The organism is Billgrantia zhangzhouensis (genome assembly GCF_021404465.1).
Classification (GTDB): Bacteria; Pseudomonadota; Gammaproteobacteria; order Pseudomonadales; family Halomonadaceae; genus Halomonas; species Halomonas zhangzhouensis.
Genome location: NZ_JABFTT010000015.1, coordinates 94,853 through 114,143, shown reverse-complemented (window position 1 = coordinate 114,143; position 19,291 = coordinate 94,853). Strand labels below are relative to the sequence as shown.

The window sequence follows — 19,291 nt, the reverse complement described above, 5'->3', positions numbered from 1 at the left end:
TGTGCTGGAGGGCATGAACAACCGAATCAAGGTCATCAAGCGGATGGCCTACGGGTATCGCGACACGGCGTACTTCTTCCTGAAGATCCGTGCCGCGTTTCCCGGCAAAGTGCGATGAACCTAATAAAAAACCGGCGCCCTTGGGCACCGGTGGCATGGCAAACGGTCGCGACCTCATTCGTCGCCGGCTTCCTGCATCTGGCGCAGCATGTAATTCTCGATGCCCACCTTGTCGATCAAGCCGAGCTCAGTCTCGATATGATCGATATGTTCTTCCTCGTCGGCCAGGATCTCACGGAGCAGGTCGCGTGAGACGTAATCCTTGACCTGCTCGCAGTAGGCGATGGCCTCGATGTAGCCCTCGCGTCCTTCATGCTCGATCTTGAGATCGCACTCGAGCATTTCGCGCACGTTCTCGCCGATGTGCAGTTTGCCGAGATCCTGGAGGTTGGGTATGCCCTCGAGAAACAGGATGCGCTCGATCAGTTTGTCGGCATGCTTCATTTCATCGATGGATTCGTCGTACTCCCACTTGGCCAGCGCCTTGAGGCCCCAGTCCTTGTACATCTTGGCATGCAGGAAGTACTGGTTGATTGCCACGAGCTCATTGCCGAGGGCCTTGTTGAGGTGCTCGATGACCTTGGCATCGCCTTTCATTGACTGTCTCCCCTTTGTCTCGTCGGTCTCTCGTCGACCTTGGGCCTTGCCGTAACTTACGCTTGGTGGAATTATTGTAGATAGTATTAGCCCAAAGAAACAAAAAATCCAACTGGGACAGTCAGTTGGAGTAATGGCAACAAGAATGAGAGAGATTGGCAGTAGTGAACCAGTGACAGGCGCCGAACGCTATACGGCGTAGGCCAAATCGCAGGCCGAGGCCATGACTTCAGCCTTGATCGCTTCGCGAGTGATAGTCTTGCCGACACAGGCGCACTTCCCGCACTGGGTACCGCAGCCGGTCTCCTGCTGTACTTCCCGCCAGCTACGCGCACCGCCCTCCACGCTCTCGCGGATCTTGCGGTCCGATACGCCCTTGCAAAGACATACGTACATCGACATCACCTCGCTGTGCTTACGATAGTTAATGTAAATGATTCGCATAGGCTATCGCAAGAGGTGGGCCGACTATTTTTTGATCAGAATCATTTCCGCCCGCGTCTCGCCTTGGGCAACACCACCACGCGCGTTCGCGAGACGATATCCGGCCAGCTGCGGCGCTCGGTATCGAACAGCGCCCAGAGATAACCGAGACCAAAGGCGGCCAGAGACAGCCAGGCCACTACATAACGCACCAGGCTCTGCACCAGCGTGATCGAATGACCGTCGAGAGTCTGCACGCGCAGGCGCCAGGCCTGCATGCCCAGCGTCATTCCGCCCCGCATCCAGGAGAAAGCGAAGAACAGGAAGGCGCCCACCAACAGTAGCAACTGCAACGTAAGACGCTGCGGCGCTCCCGCTCCAACCTCCGCGGCGCCCAGGCCCAGCACGTAACGCACGAAAGCCACGTGCAGCACGGTAATCAGAATCCAGATCGCCGCCACCAGAAAGGCGTCATAGAGCATGGCGCCCAGGCGACGAGCTAGGCCGGCTGGCCACACATCGTCGAGTTGATCGAAACGTCGTTGCATTGCTGTCTCTTCCTAGCACGCCTTTCGGTCGACCCGAAAGACGCAGGTGCCATCCACTGCCGCCGAGCCGTCGTCAGCCGGTGCGGCGCAGCAGGTAAAGTCCCAGTGCGGCGCTGAGCAGGGTCGGCGCCAGCACGGCCCAGACCGGGGAGAAACCGAACACCATCGAGGCCGGTGCCAGCAGGTCCTGAAGGTACTTGAACGACAGTCCGACCACCACCCCGTAGAATACCCGCGTGCCCGCCGCCACAGTGCGCAGCGGGCCGAACACGAACGAAGCCGCCACCAGGACCAGCGAGGCCATGGTCAATGGCATCAGCATCTTCTGCCAGAAGTAGAGCAGTGGCTGGGTCGCCTGCAGCCCCTGGCTGTGCAGGAAGCGTGCATAGGCCCACAGCTCGCTGGGGGCCTGGATGTTGATCGGCAGCAGCAAGCGATTGAGCTGGGCAGGCGTCAGGCTGGTCTGCCAGGGCTGCTCGGCAAGACGCTCGGCCTCGGTGCGGTCATCGAAGAAACGGGTAACGGCCACCTCCTCCAGCAGCCAACTGCCGTCGCGCCACACGGCACGCTCCGCTGTGGTAGCCTCGCTCAACTTACGCCCCTCGAAGCGGTAGCGAGTCAGGTCGAGCACGGTGTCGTCGGCGCGAATGGCGCCGAAACGATAGACGCTGTCGCCCTCCCGCTGCCAGCCTCCATACTGAGCCAACACCGTTCCCTCGCCCTGCATCTGCTCCAGACGCCAAGCGCTGGCGAACTGCTCGGTGCGCGGGCTGACGTACTCGGCAATCAGCAGCACCACCGCCACCACCAGGATGATGGGCTTCATTACCCCCCATAGAATGCGCGTCAGCGAGCGCCCCGCAGCGCGCATCACCGTCAGTTCGTTGCTCGAGGCCATGCTGCCCAGGCCGATCAGCGCCCCGATCAGCACCGCCACCGGGGCATACTGGTAGAAGCGCCAGGGCAGGCGCATCAACAGGTAGAGCAGCACCTGGAAGGCGCCGTAACCGCCCTCCACGTCGTCGAGATCGTTGATATACGAAATCACCAGGTCGAGGCCGAGCAGCACCACCTGGACGACGATGATCGCGCCCAGCACGTTGCGGGCAATATAGCGATCGAGACGATCCGTCAGCATCAACGCATCCCCCTACGCTGGTTGTGCATCAGCAGGCCCAGGCCCAGCGCCAGAAACACCAAATGAATCGGCCACATGCCGATCGTTGCCGGCAGCGATCCGCGACCGATGGCATCCAGCGCGGCAAGCAACAGACTGAGATAGCAAACGTGCAGGAAGATCGCCGGCAACAGCTTGGCGAAACGCCCCTGACGCGGGTTGACCCGTGAGAGCGGCATCGCCAGCAAGGTCAGGATGAAGACCATCGCCGGCTGCGAGAGTCGCCACTGAAGTTGGGCACGGGCGCGGGCGGAGTCGTCGCTCAGCAATGTGCCGGTAGTGGCGTATTCCATCGACTCCAGCTCACGCCTCTCACCGCCGAGCGAGAGCCGCACAGCATAGGTATCGAACTTCAGCCGCTCGGCTTCGAAGCGCCCCGGCTCGACGCTGTAACGCTCGCCGTCGGCCAGCACCAGGAAGCGGCTACCCGTTTCAGGGTCGACGGTCTGATAGCCGCTGCCGGCACGCGTCACGGCGGTTTCCGGGGTACCGTCGTGGCGCCGCTGGCGCTCGCTGATGAACACCTCGACCATGCGGCTGCCGTCGTCGCTGAAGGCCTCGGTATAAGCGGTACGGCCACCGCCGAAGTCCTGAAAACGCCCTGGCGCCAGAGCGGTGAAGTCGAGCTGGCTGCGCTGCTCCTCGAGCATCACCGCATTGTGCAGCGCACCCGCCGGCGTCAACCACAAGCTGCACAACCCCACCAGCACTGCCACCAGGGTGGCCGGCACCAGGCTGACCAGCAGCAAGCGCACGGGGCTGATACCGCAGGCCACCAGCACGGTGATCTCGCTGTTCAGGTAAAGCTGTCCATAGGCCAGTAGAATTCCAAGGAAGAAGGCCAACGGTAGGATCAGCTCGAGAAAGCCGGGCAAGTGGTACAGCATCAGGTTGCCGAGGATGGTGGCGGGAATGTCGCCTTCCGCGGCATCGGTGAAATAGCGGATGAACCGGCTGCCCATGATGACCAGTAACAGCACGCCGGCAACGGCGGCCATGGTGAGCAGGATTTCACGGGCCAGGTAACGAAAAATGATCATGCAGCGGTCTTCCATGCAATGGCGCCATGCCTTGAGTACACTTGGGTGATTCGGCAGTGGCCTGGAGCCGTGCCGGCATTATCCAGAATCCCCCATCGCTTGTCTTGTGGAGTCACCATGGAATTCCCAGTTCAGACGGCCAATCCCGCCAAGGCCGAAGCGGCCTGCCTCGTGGTACCGGTTTTCAAGGACGGCGACCTGCTGCCCGCCGCCGCCAAGCTCGACGATGCCAGCGAACGACTGATCGGCCAACTGATCGAGCGCGGCGACTTCGACGCAAAGCTGGGCAACGTACAACTGATTCCTTTCGCCCCCGGTCTCGGTGCCGATCGCCTGCTGCTGGTGGGCCTGGGTGAGCGCGACAAGAGCCAGGAACGTGCCTTCATCAAGGCGCTGGACGCCGCCTTCTCCAGCATTGCCGGGATGATGATCGAGGACGTTGCGGTGGCCTTCACTGACGTGCCTGTGCCGGAGCGCAACGTGGCCTGGAAGAGCCGCATGACCGCCGAGGCCGTGCATCGCGCCGTCTATCGTTTCGACGAATTCAAGTCGGAAAAGGCCCCACGCCCGCGGCTCGAGAAAGTCACTCTGCTGCTCAGCGACGCCGACACCACGGACGAGGCGCGCGAGGGTGCGCGCATTGGCGATGCCGTGGGCCAGGGCGTGGCCTACACCCGCACCCTGGGCAACCTGCCGGGCAACGTCTGCACGCCGAGCTATCTGGCCGAGCAGGCCGAACAGCTCGGCCGCGAGTCGGGGGGAGTTCTCGAGGTCGAAATCCTCGACGAAGCCGCCTTGGAGGAACTTGGCGCCCACAGCCTGCTATCGGTGGGCCGCGGCAGCGAACAGCCCTCACGGCTGATCGTGATGAAATACCAGGGCGCAGAGAGCGCCGACGAGGCACCCCACGTGTTGGTGGGCAAGGGCATCACCTTCGATACCGGCGGCATCTCGCTCAAGCCCGGCGAGGCCATGGACGAGATGAAGTTCGACATGTGCGGGGCGGCCAGCGTGTTCGGCGCCGCCAAGGCCATGCTCGGCATTCGACCCAAGCTCAACCTGGTGTTCATCGTCGCCGCCGCCGAAAACATGCCTGACGGCCGCGCCACCAAGCCCGGCGACATCATCAAGACGCTGAAAGGCCTTACCGTCGAAGTACTCAACACCGACGCCGAGGGTCGCCTGGTGCTGTGTGACGCCCTGACCTACGCCGAGCGCTTCGAGCCTGCCAGCGTGGTCGACATCGCTACCCTCACCGGGGCCGCCATCATCGCCCTGGGTCACCATGCCACCGGCCTGCTCTCCAACGACGACGATCTGGCGCTCGACCTGCTCGACGCCGGCGAAGCGGCCTGGGACCGCGCCTGGCACCTGCCGCTGTGGGACGAGTACAAGGAGCAGCTCGACTCCAACTTCGCCGACATGGCCAATATCGGCGGGCGCCCGGCCGGCACCATCACCGCCGCCTGCTTCCTCTCTCGCTTCGCCGACAAGTTCCCCTGGGCACACCTGGACATCGCTGGCACCGCCTGGACCTCGGGCAAGCAGAAAGGCGCCAGCGGCCGCCCGGTGGGGCTGCTGACCCAGTACCTGCTCGACCGTGAGGAGGAAGCGCGCCAGGTCGAGAACGAGAGCTGACATCACCAAGGTTGCCATCCTCGTCGGCAACCGTTACATCTGACGCAACAAGCCTCGGGCCGCCTGGTCCGAGGTGTGCGATAAGCCCAAGAAAACGCCGGAACCCCGGCATAGCGGAGAACCATTTGCCGTGCCCAACGCAACCTTCGAGATACTGCCAAGCGCCATGCCCACGGCAGCCAACATTCGCGACGACATCCTCGCCAACCCCGGTTTCGGTCGTTACTTCAGCGACCACATGGCCCACGTGCGCTGGACGACCGAGGCCGGCTGGCATGGCCACGAGGTACGCCCCTACGGCCCGTTGACCCTCGACCCGGCGGCGGCCGTGCTGCACTACGGCCAGGAGATCTTCGAGGGCATCAAGGCCTACCGCCACGCCGACGGCTCGGTGTGGTCGTTCCGCCCGGAGAAGAATGCCGAACGCTTCCGCCGCAGTGCCCGTCGCCTGGCACTGCCCGAACTCAGCGACGAAGACTTCGTCGGCTCGCTCAAGGCGCTGCTCGCCCAGGACCACGCCTGGGTGCCAACGCCCCGCGACGAGGCCGATGAATCGAGCCTCTACCTACGCCCGTTCATGATCGCCAGCGAGAAGTTCCTCGGCGTGCGTCCGGCTCAGGAGGTCGACTACTACGTGATCGCCTCCCCCGCCGGCGCTTACTTCAAGGGCGGCATCGCCCCGGTGTCGATCTGGCTCTCCTCGCATTACAAGCGCGCCGCCCCCGGCGGCACCGGCTTCGCCAAGTGCGGCGGCAATTATGCCGCCTCACTGGCGGCCCAGAAGGAAGCCGAAAAGCACGGCTGCAGCCAGGTTGCCTTCCTCGACGCCGCCGAGAACAAGTGGATCGAGGAACTGGGCGGCATGAACCTGTTCTTCGTCTACAAGGACGGCCGCCTGGTCACCCCGCGCCTGACCGACACCATCCTCGAAGGCGTGACCCGCGACTCGGTGCTCACCCTCGGCCGCGACGAAGGCTTCACCCCGGAGGAGCGCGCCATCAGCATCGACGAATGGCGCGACGGCGTGGCTTCCGGCGACATCGCCGAAGTCTTCGCCTGCGGCACCGCCGCGGTGATCACCCCGGTGGGCCAGCTGGTCACCGAAGAGGGCACCGTGCAGATGCCCGACGCCGGCAACGAGGTCGCCAAGCGACTGCGCGGCAAGCTGCTTGATCTGCAGTACGGTCGCGCCGAAGACAAGCACGGCTGGTTGACTAGGCTGGTCTGACGCCACCCGCGACGCCAGGTGCCGGCCAACGCCTCGCGAGGCGGTCGGCAGCAGGCCGAAGAGGAGGTCATTCGTCAGGGATGACGAATGTAGCGCCCAAGGATGGGTTCACAGCGCCTCCTCGTAGACCTGCTGGCGACATAGCCTCGCCCTGCAATCGGCAGAAGCGGCTCCAACCTCCAAGGCTGCCATGACCCAAGTAGATTTCTACATCCTCCCCGACACCACGCTGGAAGCACGGCTCGACTTCGCCTGTCGGCTGGCCGAGACCATCGCCGGCAAAGGCTACCGGCTGCATCTACACGCCGAGAACGAGGCCATGGCCAGCGACCTCGACGAGCGGCTGTGGACCTTCCGCCCCGAGGCCTACCTGCCCCATGCCCTGCTCGGCAGCGAGATGGCCGAGAGCGTGGCGGTGACCATCGGCTGGGAGCACCCGCCCGAGCCGAATCCCGAAGCCCCCATGGCGCTGCTCAACCTCGACCCGGGTATCCCCGAGTGGTTCTCGCGCTTCGAGCGGGTCGCCGAGATCATCAACCAGCACCAGCAGGTACTCGTCGTCAAGCGCGAGTGCTGGCAGACCTACAAGCAGCGCGGTTATCCCGTCAAAGCGCATCAGCTACGCGGCTGAGCCCCAAGGCACCAAAGCGAGGGGCGCCGAGGTGAGGGGCGCCGGGGGCAGGCCGAAGAGGAGGTCTTTTGCCATGGATGGCAAAAGTAGCGCCCAGGGATGGGTTCACAGCGCCTCCTCGCAGGCCTGCCCCCGGATCAGCCCCGACTCCGTGCAGCTTCGCTGGGAATGGCCACTTGGTTGGCTGACGCCAAGCGCCCCATCGCGCTATAATCGAGCCCATTTTTCGCACGCTTTCGACGACTTCCCGCCGCCCGGTCCCACGACCGGCGGCGATCATTTCTGGACCCGGAACGCCCCATGGACAAGACCTACCAACCCGAGCAGATCGAATCCCGCTGGTACGAGCGCTGGGAGGCTGACGGCCGCTTCGCCCCCTCGGGCGAGGGCGAACCCTACTCGATCATGATCCCGCCGCCCAACGTCACCGGCAGCCTGCACATGGGCCACGCGTTCCAGGACACCATCATGGATACGCTGATCCGCTGGCGTCGCATGCAGGGCAACAACACCCTGTGGCAGGTGGGCACCGACCACGCCGGTATTGCCACCCAGATGCTAGTGGAGCGCAAGGTCGCCGCCGAAGAGGGCAAGACACGCCACGACCTGGGCCGCGACGCCTTCATCGACAAAGTGTGGGAGTGGAAGCAAGAATCCGGCGGCCATATCACCCGCCAGCTGCGCCGCATGGGCGCCAGTGTCGACTGGTCGCGCGAACGCTTCACCATGGACGACGGCTTCTACAAGGCAGTGCAGGAAGTCTTCGTGCGGCTCTATGAAGAGGACCTGATCTATCGCGGCAAGCGCCTGGTCAACTGGGACCCGACCCTGCATACCGCCATCTCCGACCTCGAAGTCGAAAACCGCGAGCAGCAGGGCCAGTTCTGGCACTTCCGCTATCCGCTGGCCGACGGCGTGAAGACCGACGCCGGCCTCGGCTACCTGGTCGTCGCCACCACCCGCCCCGAGACCCTGCTCGGCGATACCGGCGTGGCGGTGAACCCCGAGGACCCGCGCTACGCCTCGCTGATCGGCAAGTTCGTCGAGCTGCCATTGGTGGGACGGCGCATTCCCATCGTCGCCGACGAGCACGCCGACATGGAGAAGGGCTCCGGCTGCGTGAAGATCACCCCGGCCCACGACTTCAACGACTACGAGGTGGGACGCCGCCACGGCCTGCCGCTGATCAACGTCTTCACCCAGGACGCGGCGATCCTGCCCCAGGCCGAGGCCTTCGACATCCAGGGCCGCCCGCTGCCCGAGATCGACCCCAGCCTGCCCCAGGCCTACGCCGGCCTCGACCGCTTCGAGGCGCGCAAGCGGATCGTCGCCGACATGGAGGCCGCCGGCCTGCTCGAGCAGATCGAGACGGTCAACAACACCCTGCCCTACGGCGACCGCTCCGGCGACGTCATCGAACCGCTGCTGACGGACCAGTGGTTCGTCGCCGTGGAGAGCCTGGCCAAGCCCGCCATCGCCGCGGTGGAGAACGGCGACATCCAGTTCGTGCCCAAGAATTACGAGAACATGTACTTCTCGTGGATGCGCGATCTGCAGGACTGGTGCATCTCGCGCCAGCTGTGGTGGGGCCACCGCATTCCCGCCTGGTACGACAGTGAGGGCAACGTCTATGTCGCCCGCACCGAGGCCGAGGCGCGCGAGAAGCATGGTCTTTCCGCCGACGTCGCCCTGACCCAGGACGAGGACGTGCTCGACACCTGGTTCAGCTCGGGCCTGTGGACCTTTGGCACCCTGGGCTGGCCGGAGCAGACCCCGGAGCTGGCGACCTTCCACCCCTCCAGCGTGCTGGTCACCGGCTTCGACATCATCTTCTTCTGGGTCGCGCGGATGATCATGCTGACCCTCAAGTTCACCGGCGAGGTGCCGTTCAGGACCGTCTACGTCCACGGCCTGGTGCGCGACGGCCAGGGCCAGAAGATGTCCAAGTCGAAGGGTAACGTGCTCGACCCCATTGACCTGATCGACGGCATCAGCCTGGACGCGCTGCTCGAGAAGCGCACCGGCAACATGATGCAGCCGCAGAAGGCCAAGGCGATCGCCAAGGCCACCCGCGCCGAGTTCCCCGAGGGCATCGAACCCCACGGCACCGACGCGCTGCGCTTCACCTTCCTCTCCCAGGCCACCACCGGACGCGACATCAAGTTCGACATGGGCCGGCTCGACGGCTACCGCAACTTCTGCAACAAGCTGTGGAACGCCTCGCGCTACGTGCTGATGAACGCCGAGGGCCAGGATTGCGGAGCGGATGGCGGCGATGTTGAGCTGTCGCTGGCCGACCGCTGGATCGTCTCGCGGCTGCAGCAGACCGAGGCCCAAGTGACCAAAGCGATGGAGGAATTCCGCTTCGATCATGCCTCCCAGGCGCTCTACGAGTTCGTCTGGAACGAATACTGCGACTGGTACCTGGAGCTCTCCAAACCGGTGCTGTGGGACGAGGGCGCCAGCGAGGCAGCCAAGCGCGGCACCCGTCGTACCCTGGTACGGGTGCTGGAGGCGATTCTGCGCCTGTCCCACCCGATGATGCCCTACATCAGCGAGGAAATCTGGCAGCGCGTGGCACCGCTGGCGGGCAAGGCAACGGGCGACGGCGCCGAGTCGATCATGGCGCAGCCTTGGCCCATGGCCGAGCAGGAGAAGATCGACGAGCAGGCAACCCTCGACATCGAGTGGCTCAAGGGCGTGATCGTGGCGGTGCGCAACGTGCGCGCCGAGATGAACATTGCCCCCGGCAAGCCGCTCGACGTGCTGCTGACCAAGGGCTCTGCGGCCGATCGCGAGCGCCTCAAGGCCAACCGCCTGTTCCTCGCCAAGCTGGCCAAGCTGGAAAGCACTACCTGGCTCGACGACCCGAGCGAGGCGCCGCTGTCGGCCACCCAGTTGGTCGGCGACATGGAGGTGCTGGTGCCCATGGCCGACCTGATCGACAAGGACGCCGAGCTCGCCCGCCTGGCCAAGGAGATCGACAAGCAGGACAAGCTGATTGGCGGCATCGAGAAGAAGCTTTCCAACGAAAGCTTCGTCGCCAAGGCGCCGGAAGCGGTGGTCGAGAAGGAGCGCGGCAAGCTCAAGGAATACCAGGCGGCCCGAGCCGTGCTGCTCGAACAGCGCGACAAGATCGCCGCGCTTTAACTAGCGGCCCGACACTGCCGCCAGGAGATGAAGCGAATGCCCCGGGACGACACAGCACCATGGCCAGCCAGAGCCACGGCTTGACGCTCGGGGCGATCCGCCCACTGCTCTGCAGCATGAGCGATCCGGAGGCGGCCGGCTGGTCGCCGAACCGCAGGAAGATCTCGATCAGGTCGACGGCCTGCGCATTCGCTTCGCTCGGTTCTGTGCTCCGTGCGCTTCATCTCGCTCGTCAATTTGTGCAGCGCGTCCTTGTTAGAAGATAGGGAGAATTAGGGAACACTGTTCTGCAACGCGACTTTCACATAGAATGAGGCTATCGTTCATCAACGCGTGCCGATGCCCTCATGCTTCATACCGAACCGACCTTCGCGCCAGGACGCATCCTGCTCTTCAACCTGCTGGGCGCCCTGCTGGTGTGGTCCTGGCTTTCGCCAGGCCTGCTATTCTGGACCGAGCTGGACGACGCCGTTTTCTTCATTACCAATGCCTGGCTGAGCGAAGACAACGAAGCCTGGGTGCTGTTCGTGGCAGCTATTAACAATCGCCTGTTCGACGTGTTCAGCCTGCTGGTGCTGCTCGCCATCTATCTGTGGGCGATACACCACTATGATCCCCAGCCGCGGCACCGCATGATGCGCTGGGGCGGCATCGGCATCGTCATGCTGCTGTCGGCGGTGTTCATTGCCCAGGGCGTGCGCCTGGTCGTACCTTATACCCACCCCAGCCCCACCCTGGTGTACGACAATGTCAATCTGGTGACGGAGATGGTCGATTTCGCCACCAAGGACAGCTCGGGGTCGAGCTTTCCCGGCGACCACGGTGTGAACCTGTTCCTGTTCACGGCATTCATGTGGCGCTTCGCCGGCATCCGGGCCATGCTGGTGAGCCTCGTGGCGGCCCTGATTCTCAGCGCGCCGCGCATTCTCAGTGGCGGCCACTGGTTCAGCGACGTCTACTTCGCCGCCGTGGCCATCAACCTGATCATTACTCCCTGGATTCTTCTTACGCCGCTGGGGCCGGGGCTGGCACGGGCGATCACTGCCGGGCTGGTTAAGGTACGCAACGCTCTCCCAAGCCGCTAGGCTATGCCTGAAAACTGGCTGCGCTTGGCCATACGGCGTTAAAAATCAGCTCAAAGTACTCATTTACAATACGTAAGCTCCATTTTCTCGCTGATTTTTGCCTTGCGACTGCGACCCACAGGGATGTGGGAAGTGCGTTGGCCCGTGGGGAACGGGCCTAGCCCTGGCCTTCGCTCGCCGACTTTTTCATGCAAAGCCCAGGAAAGTCGCTTGCCTATTCCTATAGGTGAGAAATAAGCGCGGTCTCGGCCGCGCTTTTTCATGGCCTCAATTCGCTTTTCGCCAGCCGCCCAGCACCCGCTGGTCGCGGCCGAAGAATACCAGCCGGTCATGATCGATGAGGTAGCGGTAGGCGTTCTCCATCATCCCGGTCACACGCCGGGCATCCTCTAGCTGAGGGCAGCCCCGGCGGGTAGTACCCAGCTCACTGAACTGGATACGGTTGCCCTCGTCGAGGTTTACCCGCCCGTTGATCTGGTTGCAGCCGTCGCTGCCGGACACGCGGCCATCGGGAGAAACCACGAAGTGAGGCGTTTCCGGCATGGAGAGCCGCTCGTCCGTCCCCATCAGTAACAGGTTCCAGCGTTGCCCCACGACTGGATGGTCGCTGCTGGCACGAGGGGTATCTTGACGAGCTGGCTCGGTCGGCTTGCCGCCGCACGCAGCCAGGGTCATGGCGACGAGTACCGGCAGCAGCGCTCGGCCTGGCAGAGTCTTGATCATCGAGAGATTCGTTCCTTATTCTCGTCGCGAGTTCTTACCATGTTCCGGTATTTTCCATCGAAGCCCAGGGCTCCTTGGGCGGCAGCGCCTCGCCCTTCTGCAGCAATTCGATGGAGATGCCGTCCGGGCTGCGCACGAAAGCCATGTGACCATCGCGGGGTGGCCGGTTGATGGTCACTCCGCCTGCCTGTAGCCGTTCGCATAGGGCATAAATGTCATCGACCCGATAGGCTAGGTGACCGAAATTGCGCCCACCGCCGTACTCTTCGGGATCCCAGTTGTAGGTCAGCTCGAGTTCCGGCGCCTTGAGTTCGGCGGAACGCGACTCGTCCTCGGGTGCGGCGAGAAAAACCAAGGTGAAGCGTCCCTTCTCGTTCTCCTTGCGCCTCACTTCCTTCAGCCCCAGCAAGTCGCAGTAGAAACGCAGCGACGCATCCAGGTCGCTGACTCGAACCATGGTGTGCAGGTACTGCATGAGTTCTCCTTGTCGTCCTGGCTTTCGGCGAATCAATCGTGAGTATTATACTCGCTAAATATGGCCGGCGTCCGGTCCTCATGCCGCCAGGTCATCACAGCGTAGTCGTCGTAACGCCCCGTCTCCATGCCCGGCGATCCATGGGGCATGCCTGGCACCGTCAGTCCTACCACGTCGGGCCGCTCGTCGAGCAGGCGCTTGATGTCGGCGGCCGGCACATGGCCCTCGATCACATAGCCCTCGATCAGTGCCGTATGGCAGGAAGCCAGCTCGGGAGCGACGCCGTGTTCGATCTTCACCGAACGCATGTCGCGGGCCTTGTGCTGGCGTACCTCGAAGCCTGCCTCCCGGAGGTGTTCGGCCCAATCCGTGCAGCAACCGCAGTTCGGGTCCTGATACATCTCGACCACCGAACCGGCTTGGATACTGGCACCCGGGGTCAGGGCAAGGTAAAGGGCCAGTGCGCCACCGGCCAGCAGCGACAACGCCGTTACCTTTGTGGTCTTTCGGTTTGCGGGTAGGATCTTCATGCGGGGTGGCTCCTGAAGCGTTGCGACTAGATAATGAATCGTGACAAGCCACCACGGCCTTGCCAACACCTACAAAGGGAAAGAGGCGGAAATGTCGCACTATTGTGATCTGGCACCGGGGCATCCGTGGCATGGCCCCTACCATGACGATGAATACGGTTTTCCCGTCACAGACGACACGGCGCTGTTCGAACGTCTGGTGCTGGAGATCAACCAGGCCGGCCTGTCATGGCTGACCGTGCTCAAGAAGCGCGAAGCATTCCGTCGTGCTTTTGACCGTTTCGACATCGATAGGGTTGCCGCCTTCGGCAAAGCCGACCGCGAGCGACTGCTCGACGATGCCAGCATCATTCGCAACCGTCTCAAGGTGGCGGCTGTCATTCACAATGCCGGGGTGATTCAAACCCTGCGCGACACGCATGGCAGCTTTGCCGGCTGGCTCGACCATCATCACCCGCTGACGAAAGAAGAGTGGGTCAAGCTGTTCCGCCGCACCTTTCGCTTCACCGGCCCGGAGATCGTCGGCGAGTTCCTCATGAGCACCGGCTACCTGCCCGGCGCCCATCGTGACGATTGTCCCGTTCATCAGCGCATCCTTTCCCTCTGCCCAGCGTGGAACGGGGCCTAAGCGAGCGCATGTACGAGGAACACAAGCCATGGATACCCTGACACAGGCCGCACTGGGCGCGGCGGTAGGCGGAACCGTCCTGGGCCGACGGCTGGGGCGCAAGGCGGTACTGGTTGGCGCAGTCCTGGGCACTCTGCCCGACCTCGACGTCTTCCTCGACTATGGCGATGCGGTGGCCAACATCACCGAGCATCGCGGTTTCACTCACTCCCTGTTCGTACTAACGGGCCTCGGCACGTTGCTGGCATTGCTCGCCAGACGCTTCGCCCCGGCCCGCGACATTTCCCTGGGTCGCTGGTGGGTCTACTTCGTGCTGTGCCTGGTGACCCATCCGCTGCTCGATGTGCTGACCACCTACGGCACCCAGATCTGGTGGCCACTCGATGTACGCCCCAGCGCCTGGCCGGTGGTATTCATCATCGACCCGCTCTATACCCTGCCGCTGCTGGTAGGCATCGGCATCGCGCTGGTCGGCGGCAACGGCTTCCGCGGCCCCACCTGGGGATTGTCGCTCTCCTGCGCCTATCTGCTCTTCGCCATGCTCGCCAAGGGCGTGGTAGAGCACCGGTTGGTGCCGCTCTTGGCCGAGCGTGGCCTCGAGGAGGCACCGCGACTGGTACAACCCACTCCGTTCAATACGCTGCTGTGGCGGGTGACGATCATTGACGGCGACCGTCACCACGAAACCCTGGTGGGCTTGCTGGATGGCGGTACGCTGCCAATGGTGGAGACCTTTCGCCGCGGCGCCGAGCTCGAGCCGGCCTCCCTGGAGCTCGAAAAGGGCCAGCGGCTGGATTGGTTTGCCGGCCCCTTCCTGCGCTACGAGGTGCGCGAGTGGGAGGGCCGGGCGACCCTGATCGCCACCGACCTGCGCCTGGGCTTCCCGGGCTTCTATGCCTTCAGCTACGCCTTGGCGATACGCGAAGATAAGGCATGGCAGCCGCTGCAAATCACCGAGATGGTCGCTCCCGATTCACGCGCGGATCTGGATGCCCTAGGTCAACTAGGGGCACGCATTCTCGACGCGCAGGCCACTCTATGCACGAGTGGCTTCGTCGCCGAGCGCTGGGTCGAAGACACTCCCCAAGCCTGCTGAAGGCGAGCGGCCAGGATCACGGCACGCTTGCTTTTTTTGCACTAGAAAGCGCATTGTTTCGCGACAAGCATTCGGAAAATACGAAAATATATCAAAAACAAAAGGACAAAAGGCCCTGCCTATCGGCAGGGCCATGCTCGATAATGAATCGTCGAGCGGGATGAAGCGGCTAGGTTCGTTCCCGACGAACCAACGCACTTCCCACATCCCTGTGGGTCGCAAGGCGCACGGAGCACAGTACCGAGCGAAGCGACAAACAGCCGAAGGCTGGCCCCGAAGGGGCGAGAAGCCGCAGGCTTCGAGTCAACCGGAGCCTATGGGGTATAGGTGAGGATTCGACCGGGCTGGCGCTCCAGCACCGCGCACAAATTCGTCGGGAACGAATTTGAACAGCCTTTAGGCTGGCCCGAAGGGTAGCCGCCAGGGATGGCGGCTATAGCGCAGTGATTCGCCCGCGCAGACATTCATTAGCTGAAGTTCTGGGCGACGAAGTCCCAGTTCAGCACGTTCCATACACTCTCCAGGTACTTAGGACGCGCATTGCGGTAGTCGATGTAGTAGGCATGCTCCCACACGTCGATGGTCAGCAGCGGCGTCTGGCCATGAGCAATAGGCGTATCGGCATTGCTGGTGTTGACAATGTCGACACCGCCGTCAGCCGTCTTGATCAGCCAGGTCCAGCCGGCGCCGAAGTTGGCCACGGCATTGGCGTTGAAGGTCTCCTTGAACTTGGCGAAGGAACCGAACTTGGCATTGATCGCTTCGGCCAGGGCACCGGTCGGCTCGCCGCCACCGTTGGGCGAGAGGCAGTGCCAGTAGAAGGTGTGGTTCCACACCTGGGCCGCCTGGTTGAACAGGCCGCCGGAAGAGGACTGGATGATCTCTTCGAGGGACTTGTCGGCATCATCGGTGCCTTCGATCAGCTCGTTGAGCTTGGTGACGTAGGCCTGGTGATGCTTGCCGTAGTGGTACTCGAGGGTCTCGGCGGAGATATGGGGCTCCAGGGCATTCTTGTCGTAAGGCAGTGCCGGCAGTTCGAATGTCATTCGCGTGACTCCTTGCATTCACGGTGAGTAGCTTGCCAACCTCGGCGTTGGCTACGGGGCAATGCCTTGGCCGCATCCCCGATAGGTTTGCCCTTCAAAGGTTAGTGTCACCCGGGCCGGGAAGGGCTCGCCGCTCATATCGTCGAAACAGGCCCGCGCTTCCAGGCGCAACTCGAAGGGCTGCTGTGCCGCGGCGCTGGCGAGCGCTACCCGACCGTTGGCGTTGTCCATGCCAGTGACTCGATAGGGCAGCGTCATTTCCCGCGTGCCGTAGTCGAGCACCAGTTTCAGCTCTGGCGCATCGTGGGCCAGATTGACGTTCCAGCCCGGTTCGTTGCCGCGCCCATGGAACATCACACCGGGGCGCTGTTCGCGCGTCAGCGCCGTGCGCGCCATGGCGGCACTGCACTCCAACTGGCCGTTGGCGCTCTCCACCACCGCCTCTCCCCCCTTGTTCCAGAAGCTCAGATCACCCTGCTGGTAACGCGCGCCGCTGGCTACCACCGCCGGGGCCAGGCGATAGGCGCCATGTGCGGACCATAGCCGCAGCTCGCGCTCGCCGAAGGCCGTCACCAGGTCCTGCTGCGGCGTGCATCGCCAGGCCTCGAAGCGCTCGGCGCCGCCCGGGAACAGCGAGGAGGGCAATAGCGGCGCCGTGCTGGCGATCTTGTCAGCGGGCCGCGGTCCATCGATAGAGGGTGCGGCACAGCCGCCCAGCAGCAACGAGCCGGCAAGGAAAAGAGCCGGGCGGAAAGAGGTAAGGACGCGAAGCGACATGACAGTTCCTTGAAGAGTTCGAACGGCCACAGCATAACAGGCATCGGCGCCTTGCGGCCCGGTGCCTGTTTCACGCGCCGCGAACCCAGCTTCCCTGACCGGCGTCAGCCATGGCGGCGGCGAAGTTTGCGTGCCGCTTCGACCATATTGGCCAGGGCCGGCTCCACTTCCTCCCAGGCGCGAGTCTTGAGGCCGCAATCCGGATTGACCCACAGCCGCTCGACGGGAATACGCTCGGCCGCCTTCTCCATCAATTGCACCATCCAGGCCACCTCGGGCACGTTGGGCGAGTGAATGTCATAGACACCGGGCCCGATCTCGTTGGGATAGGCGAAGTCCTGGAAAGCATCGAGCAGCTCCATGTTGGAGCGTGAAGTCTCGATGGTGATGACATCGGCATCCAGCGCGGCGATAGCGGCAATGATGTCGTTGAACTCCGAATAGCACATATGGGTGTGGATCTGCGTCGCGTCCCGCGCGACCGAGGCAGTCAGGCGGAAGCACTCCACCGCCCAGTCAAGATAGGCCTGCCACTCACCCTGGCGCAACGGCAACCCTTCACGCAGTGCCGGTTCGTCGATCTGGATCGCCGGGATGCCGGCGGCCTCGAGATCGGCCACCTCGTCGCGCAGTGCCAGGGCGATCTGCCGGCAGGTCACCTCGCGAGGCTGGTCGTCGCGCACGAAGGACCATTGCAGCATGGTGACAGGTCCCGTGAGCATGCCCTTCATCGGCCGCTGGGTGAGCGACTGAGCGTAGCGGCTCCAGGCCACCGTCATCGGCGCCGGGCGGCTCACATCGCCGACGATGACCGGCGGCTTGACGCAGCGCGAGCCGTAGCTTTGCACCCAGCCGTTTCGGGTGAAGACGTAGCCATCGAGCTGCTCGCCAAAGTACTCGACCATGTCATTACGCTCGGCCTCGCCGTGCACCAGCATGTCGATGCCCAGCGCTTCCTGGCGCCGTACGGCGTCGGCAATTTCATCGCGCATCTGGCTTTCATAGGCCTCCAATCCCAGCTCGCCAGCCTTGTGAGCGCGGCGGGCGGCGCGGATCTCCATGGTCTGGGGGAACGAGCCGATGGTCGTGATGGGAAATAGCGGCAGATCAAGCACGCGACGCTGGGCCCGGGCCCTGACTGGGTAGGGGTTGTCACGCGAAAGCTCAGCGTCGCCGACCCGGGCCAGACGCTGGGCCACCTCGGGCCGGTGCAGCCGCGGCGAGGCGCGCCGGGCATCCAGTGCCGCCGTGGCGGCAGCAACCCGAGCACGATCCTCCGTACCGGCGCGATTGCCCAGCAGCCGCGCCAGGGTCACGGTCTCGTCGAGCTTCTGGCGGGCGAAAGCCAACCAGCTCTTGAGCTCCTCATCGAGCCCATCCTCTCCTTCCAGGTCCACTGGCACGTGCAACAGTGAGCACGAAGGCGCCAGCCACAGCCGCTCGCCCAGACGCATGCGGGCATTGGCTAGGCGCTCGTGCAGGGCGCCCAGGTCGGCACGCCAGACATTGCGCCCGTCGATGGCCCCCACCGACAGCACCTTGTAGCCGGGCAGGTTGTCGAGCACGGCGGTCAACTGCTCGGGGGCGCGTACCGCGTCGACGTGCAGGCCTTCCACCGGCAGATTCACGGCCAACTGCAAGTTATCCCCGAGCCCGCCGAAATAGGTCGCCACCAGCAGCTTGACCGGCGCGGCGCGCAGGACATTGTAGGCCGCCTCGAAGGCCTGTCTCCACGCCAGGGGCAGATCCTGCACCAACGCCGGCTCGTCGAGCTGGACCCATTCCACACCCTGCTCGGCCAGGCGCGCCAGGATTTCACCATAGACCGGCAGCAGCGACTCGAGCAGGCTCAGTCGGTCGAAACCCTCATCACGCGCCTTGCCCAGCCATAGCCAGGTCAGCGGGCCGGTCAGCGCCACCTTGACCGGATGCCCCGCTGTCCGAGCCTCGGCCACCTCGTCGAACAGCCGCGAGCTGGCGAGCTTGAATACCTGGCCCGCGTGCAGCTCGGGGACCAGATAATGGTAGTTGGTATCGAAGTACTTGGTCATCTCGCAGGCGGCTGCCGGAGCTCCGCATGGCGCCCGTCCGCGCGCCATGCGAAATTGCGTGTCCAGGTCGACTTCGCCGCGGGCAAGTTCGTCCTGGGCGGCGAAACGTGCCGGCACGGCACCCACCAGTGTGGTGACGTTGAGCACCTGGTCATAGAAGGCGAAGTCGCCCACGGTAATCAGATCGAGGCCGGCGTCTCGCTGCGCCTGCCAGTGCCGCGCCCTCAGCTCGCGGCCGGTGGCCTCCAGGGCGTCGCGCTCGAGTTCGCCGCGCCAGTAGGCCTCGACGGCTCGCTTGAGTTCACGTTGGACGCCGATTCGCGGATAGCCAAGCACATGAGCTAATGTCATGATAAATCCCTCTACGCATGAATGAATGATGCGATAG

At 63.7% G+C, this 19,291-nt stretch carries 19 protein-coding genes; 8 read left to right on the top strand and 11 right to left on the bottom strand.

Features of this window, described 5'->3' with window-relative positions; translation table 11 throughout:
* Window positions 1–118, top strand: a 118-nt coding sequence (locus tag HOP51_RS18205; protein ID WP_138143452.1) for a transposase, incomplete at its 5' end; no start/stop codon positions are given.
* 56 nt (window positions 119–174) lie between these two features.
* Here the strand turns inward: HOP51_RS18205 and bfr are convergent.
* The 5 genes from bfr to lptF form a co-directional block, all read right to left on the bottom strand.
* Entirely contained in the window at window positions 175–657 is a 483-nt protein-coding gene (bfr, locus tag HOP51_RS18200) for a bacterioferritin (protein ID WP_234275300.1), read from the bottom strand.
* Between the two features lie 189 nt (window positions 658–846).
* Window positions 847–1,053 carry a (2Fe-2S)-binding protein gene (locus HOP51_RS18195; protein ID WP_234275299.1) on the bottom strand — a complete coding sequence of 69 codons (207 nt, stop codon included), beginning with the start codon at window positions 1,051–1,053 and terminating at the stop codon, window positions 847–849.
* An 89-nt stretch (window positions 1,054–1,142) separates the two neighbouring features.
* Window positions 1,143–1,628, bottom strand: coding sequence for an RDD family protein (locus tag HOP51_RS18190; protein WP_234275298.1), 486 nt, complete (start codon window positions 1,626–1,628; stop codon window positions 1,143–1,145).
* A 73-nt stretch (window positions 1,629–1,701) separates the two neighbouring features.
* A complete protein-coding gene (gene lptG / locus HOP51_RS18185) occupies window positions 1,702–2,766 on the bottom strand; it encodes an LPS export ABC transporter permease LptG (protein WP_234275297.1) in 1,065 nt (354 codons plus the stop codon).
* Window positions 2,766–3,845, bottom strand: coding sequence for an LPS export ABC transporter permease LptF (gene lptF, locus HOP51_RS18180; RefSeq protein ID WP_234275296.1), 1,080 nt, complete (start codon window positions 3,843–3,845; stop codon window positions 2,766–2,768). The genes lptG and lptF overlap by 1 nt, the downstream gene beginning before the upstream one ends.
* A 117-nt stretch (window positions 3,846–3,962) precedes the next feature.
* On the opposite strand from lptF, the gene HOP51_RS18175 reads away from it, so the two are divergent.
* The 5 genes from HOP51_RS18175 (at window position 3,963) to HOP51_RS18155 (ending at window position 11,577) form a co-directional block, all read left to right on the top strand.
* On the top strand, window positions 3,963–5,483 hold the full coding sequence (locus HOP51_RS18175) for a leucyl aminopeptidase (RefSeq protein ID WP_234275295.1): 1,521 nt from the start codon (window positions 3,963–3,965) through the stop codon (window positions 5,481–5,483).
* Window positions 5,484–5,649: 166 nt separating this feature from the next.
* Window positions 5,650–6,711 carry a branched-chain amino acid aminotransferase gene (locus HOP51_RS18170; RefSeq protein WP_234275306.1) on the top strand — a complete coding sequence of 354 codons (1,062 nt, stop codon included), beginning with the start codon at window positions 5,650–5,652 and terminating at the stop codon, window positions 6,709–6,711.
* A gap of 190 nt (window positions 6,712–6,901) precedes the next feature.
* Complete coding sequence (locus HOP51_RS18165; RefSeq protein WP_234275294.1) at window positions 6,902–7,342, top strand: DNA polymerase III subunit chi; 441 nt, start codon at window positions 6,902–6,904, stop codon at window positions 7,340–7,342.
* Between the two features lie 300 nt (window positions 7,343–7,642).
* Window positions 7,643–10,492 (top strand): valine--tRNA ligase, encoded by a 2,850-nt coding sequence (locus HOP51_RS18160; protein WP_234275293.1) that lies wholly within the window; start codon window positions 7,643–7,645, stop codon window positions 10,490–10,492.
* 347 nt (window positions 10,493–10,839) lie between these two features.
* Window positions 10,840–11,577: a phosphatase PAP2 family protein gene (locus HOP51_RS18155; RefSeq protein ID WP_234275292.1), complete on the top strand. Its 738-nt coding sequence runs from the start codon at window positions 10,840–10,842 to the stop codon at window positions 11,575–11,577.
* Between the two features lie 267 nt (window positions 11,578–11,844).
* On the opposite strand, the gene HOP51_RS18150 is transcribed toward HOP51_RS18155, so the two are convergent.
* Genes HOP51_RS18150 through HOP51_RS18140 form a run of 3 tightly spaced genes read right to left on the bottom strand, consistent with a single transcriptional unit; the run spans window position 11,845 to window position 13,305 of the window.
* Window positions 11,845–12,300 (bottom strand): META domain-containing protein, encoded by a 456-nt coding sequence (locus HOP51_RS18150; protein WP_234275291.1) that lies wholly within the window; start codon window positions 12,298–12,300, stop codon window positions 11,845–11,847.
* A gap of 34 nt (window positions 12,301–12,334) precedes the next feature.
* Window positions 12,335–12,775: a lactoylglutathione lyase gene (gene gloA, locus HOP51_RS18145; RefSeq protein ID WP_234275290.1), complete on the bottom strand. Its 441-nt coding sequence runs from the start codon at window positions 12,773–12,775 to the stop codon at window positions 12,335–12,337.
* Window positions 12,776–12,807: 32 nt separating this feature from the next.
* The gene (locus tag HOP51_RS18140) at window positions 12,808–13,305 is read right to left on the bottom strand and encodes a DUF411 domain-containing protein (RefSeq protein ID WP_234275289.1); all 498 of its coding nucleotides are present in this window, start codon (window positions 13,303–13,305) and stop codon (window positions 12,808–12,810) included.
* Window positions 13,306–13,396: 91 nt separating this feature from the next.
* Between HOP51_RS18140 and HOP51_RS18135 the strand changes: the two genes are divergently transcribed.
* Together HOP51_RS18135 and HOP51_RS18130 are read left to right on the top strand one after the other, a co-directional pair.
* A complete protein-coding gene (locus HOP51_RS18135; RefSeq protein ID WP_234275288.1) occupies window positions 13,397–13,933 on the top strand; it encodes a DNA-3-methyladenine glycosylase I in 537 nt (178 codons plus the stop codon).
* A gap of 28 nt (window positions 13,934–13,961) precedes the next feature.
* The gene (locus HOP51_RS18130; RefSeq protein WP_234275287.1) at window positions 13,962–15,029 is read left to right on the top strand and encodes a metal-dependent hydrolase; all 1,068 of its coding nucleotides are present in this window, start codon (window positions 13,962–13,964) and stop codon (window positions 15,027–15,029) included.
* 467 nt (window positions 15,030–15,496) lie between these two features.
* Here the strand turns inward: HOP51_RS18130 and HOP51_RS18125 are convergent, their stop codons facing one another.
* The 3 genes from HOP51_RS18125 to metE form a co-directional block, all read right to left on the bottom strand.
* Entirely contained in the window at window positions 15,497–16,075 is a 579-nt protein-coding gene (locus tag HOP51_RS18125) for a superoxide dismutase (RefSeq protein WP_234275286.1), read from the bottom strand.
* A 51-nt stretch (window positions 16,076–16,126) separates the two neighbouring features.
* Window positions 16,127–16,852 (bottom strand): MliC family protein, encoded by a 726-nt coding sequence (locus HOP51_RS18120; protein ID WP_234275285.1) that lies wholly within the window; start codon window positions 16,850–16,852, stop codon window positions 16,127–16,129.
* Between the two features lie 104 nt (window positions 16,853–16,956).
* Window positions 16,957–19,254, bottom strand: a complete 2,298-nt coding sequence (gene metE / locus HOP51_RS18115) for a 5-methyltetrahydropteroyltriglutamate--homocysteine S-methyltransferase (protein ID WP_234275284.1) — start codon at window positions 19,252–19,254, stop codon at window positions 16,957–16,959.
* Window positions 19,255–19,291: the final 37 nt, after the last annotated feature.

What these genes read in the sequence shown, in the direction of transcription:
- bfr (WP_234275300.1), bottom strand. Translation starts at nt 657, where the DNA reads ATGAAAGGCGATGCCAAGGTCATCGAGCACCTCAACAAGGCCCTCGGC.
- HOP51_RS18195 (WP_234275299.1), bottom strand. Translation starts at nt 1,053, where the DNA reads ATGTACGTATGTCTTTGCAAGGGCGTATCGGACCGCAAGATCCGCGAG.
- HOP51_RS18190 (WP_234275298.1), bottom strand. Translation starts at nt 1,628, where the DNA reads ATGCAACGACGTTTCGATCAACTCGACGATGTGTGGCCAGCCGGCCTA.
- lptG (WP_234275297.1), bottom strand. Translation starts at nt 2,766, where the DNA reads ATGCTGACGGATCGTCTCGATCGCTATATTGCCCGCAACGTGCTGGGC.
- lptF (WP_234275296.1), bottom strand. Translation starts at nt 3,845, where the DNA reads ATGATCATTTTTCGTTACCTGGCCCGTGAAATCCTGCTCACCATGGCC.
- HOP51_RS18175 (WP_234275295.1), top strand. Translation starts at nt 3,963, where the DNA reads ATGGAATTCCCAGTTCAGACGGCCAATCCCGCCAAGGCCGAAGCGGCC.
- HOP51_RS18170 (WP_234275306.1), top strand. Translation starts at nt 5,650, where the DNA reads ATGCCCACGGCAGCCAACATTCGCGACGACATCCTCGCCAACCCCGGT.
- HOP51_RS18165 (WP_234275294.1), top strand. Translation starts at nt 6,902, where the DNA reads ATGACCCAAGTAGATTTCTACATCCTCCCCGACACCACGCTGGAAGCA.
- HOP51_RS18160 (WP_234275293.1), top strand. Translation starts at nt 7,643, where the DNA reads ATGGACAAGACCTACCAACCCGAGCAGATCGAATCCCGCTGGTACGAG.
- HOP51_RS18155 (WP_234275292.1), top strand. Translation starts at nt 10,840, where the DNA reads ATGCTTCATACCGAACCGACCTTCGCGCCAGGACGCATCCTGCTCTTC.
- HOP51_RS18150 (WP_234275291.1), bottom strand. Translation starts at nt 12,300, where the DNA reads ATGATCAAGACTCTGCCAGGCCGAGCGCTGCTGCCGGTACTCGTCGCC.
- gloA (WP_234275290.1), bottom strand. Translation starts at nt 12,775, where the DNA reads ATGCAGTACCTGCACACCATGGTTCGAGTCAGCGACCTGGATGCGTCG.
- HOP51_RS18140 (WP_234275289.1), bottom strand. Translation starts at nt 13,305, where the DNA reads ATGAAGATCCTACCCGCAAACCGAAAGACCACAAAGGTAACGGCGTTG.
- HOP51_RS18135 (WP_234275288.1), top strand. Translation starts at nt 13,397, where the DNA reads ATGTCGCACTATTGTGATCTGGCACCGGGGCATCCGTGGCATGGCCCC.
- HOP51_RS18130 (WP_234275287.1), top strand. Translation starts at nt 13,962, where the DNA reads ATGGATACCCTGACACAGGCCGCACTGGGCGCGGCGGTAGGCGGAACC.
- HOP51_RS18125 (WP_234275286.1), bottom strand. Translation starts at nt 16,075, where the DNA reads ATGACATTCGAACTGCCGGCACTGCCTTACGACAAGAATGCCCTGGAG.
- HOP51_RS18120 (WP_234275285.1), bottom strand. Translation starts at nt 16,852, where the DNA reads ATGTCGCTTCGCGTCCTTACCTCTTTCCGCCCGGCTCTTTTCCTTGCC.
- metE (WP_234275284.1), bottom strand. Translation starts at nt 19,254, where the DNA reads ATGACATTAGCTCATGTGCTTGGCTATCCGCGAATCGGCGTCCAACGT.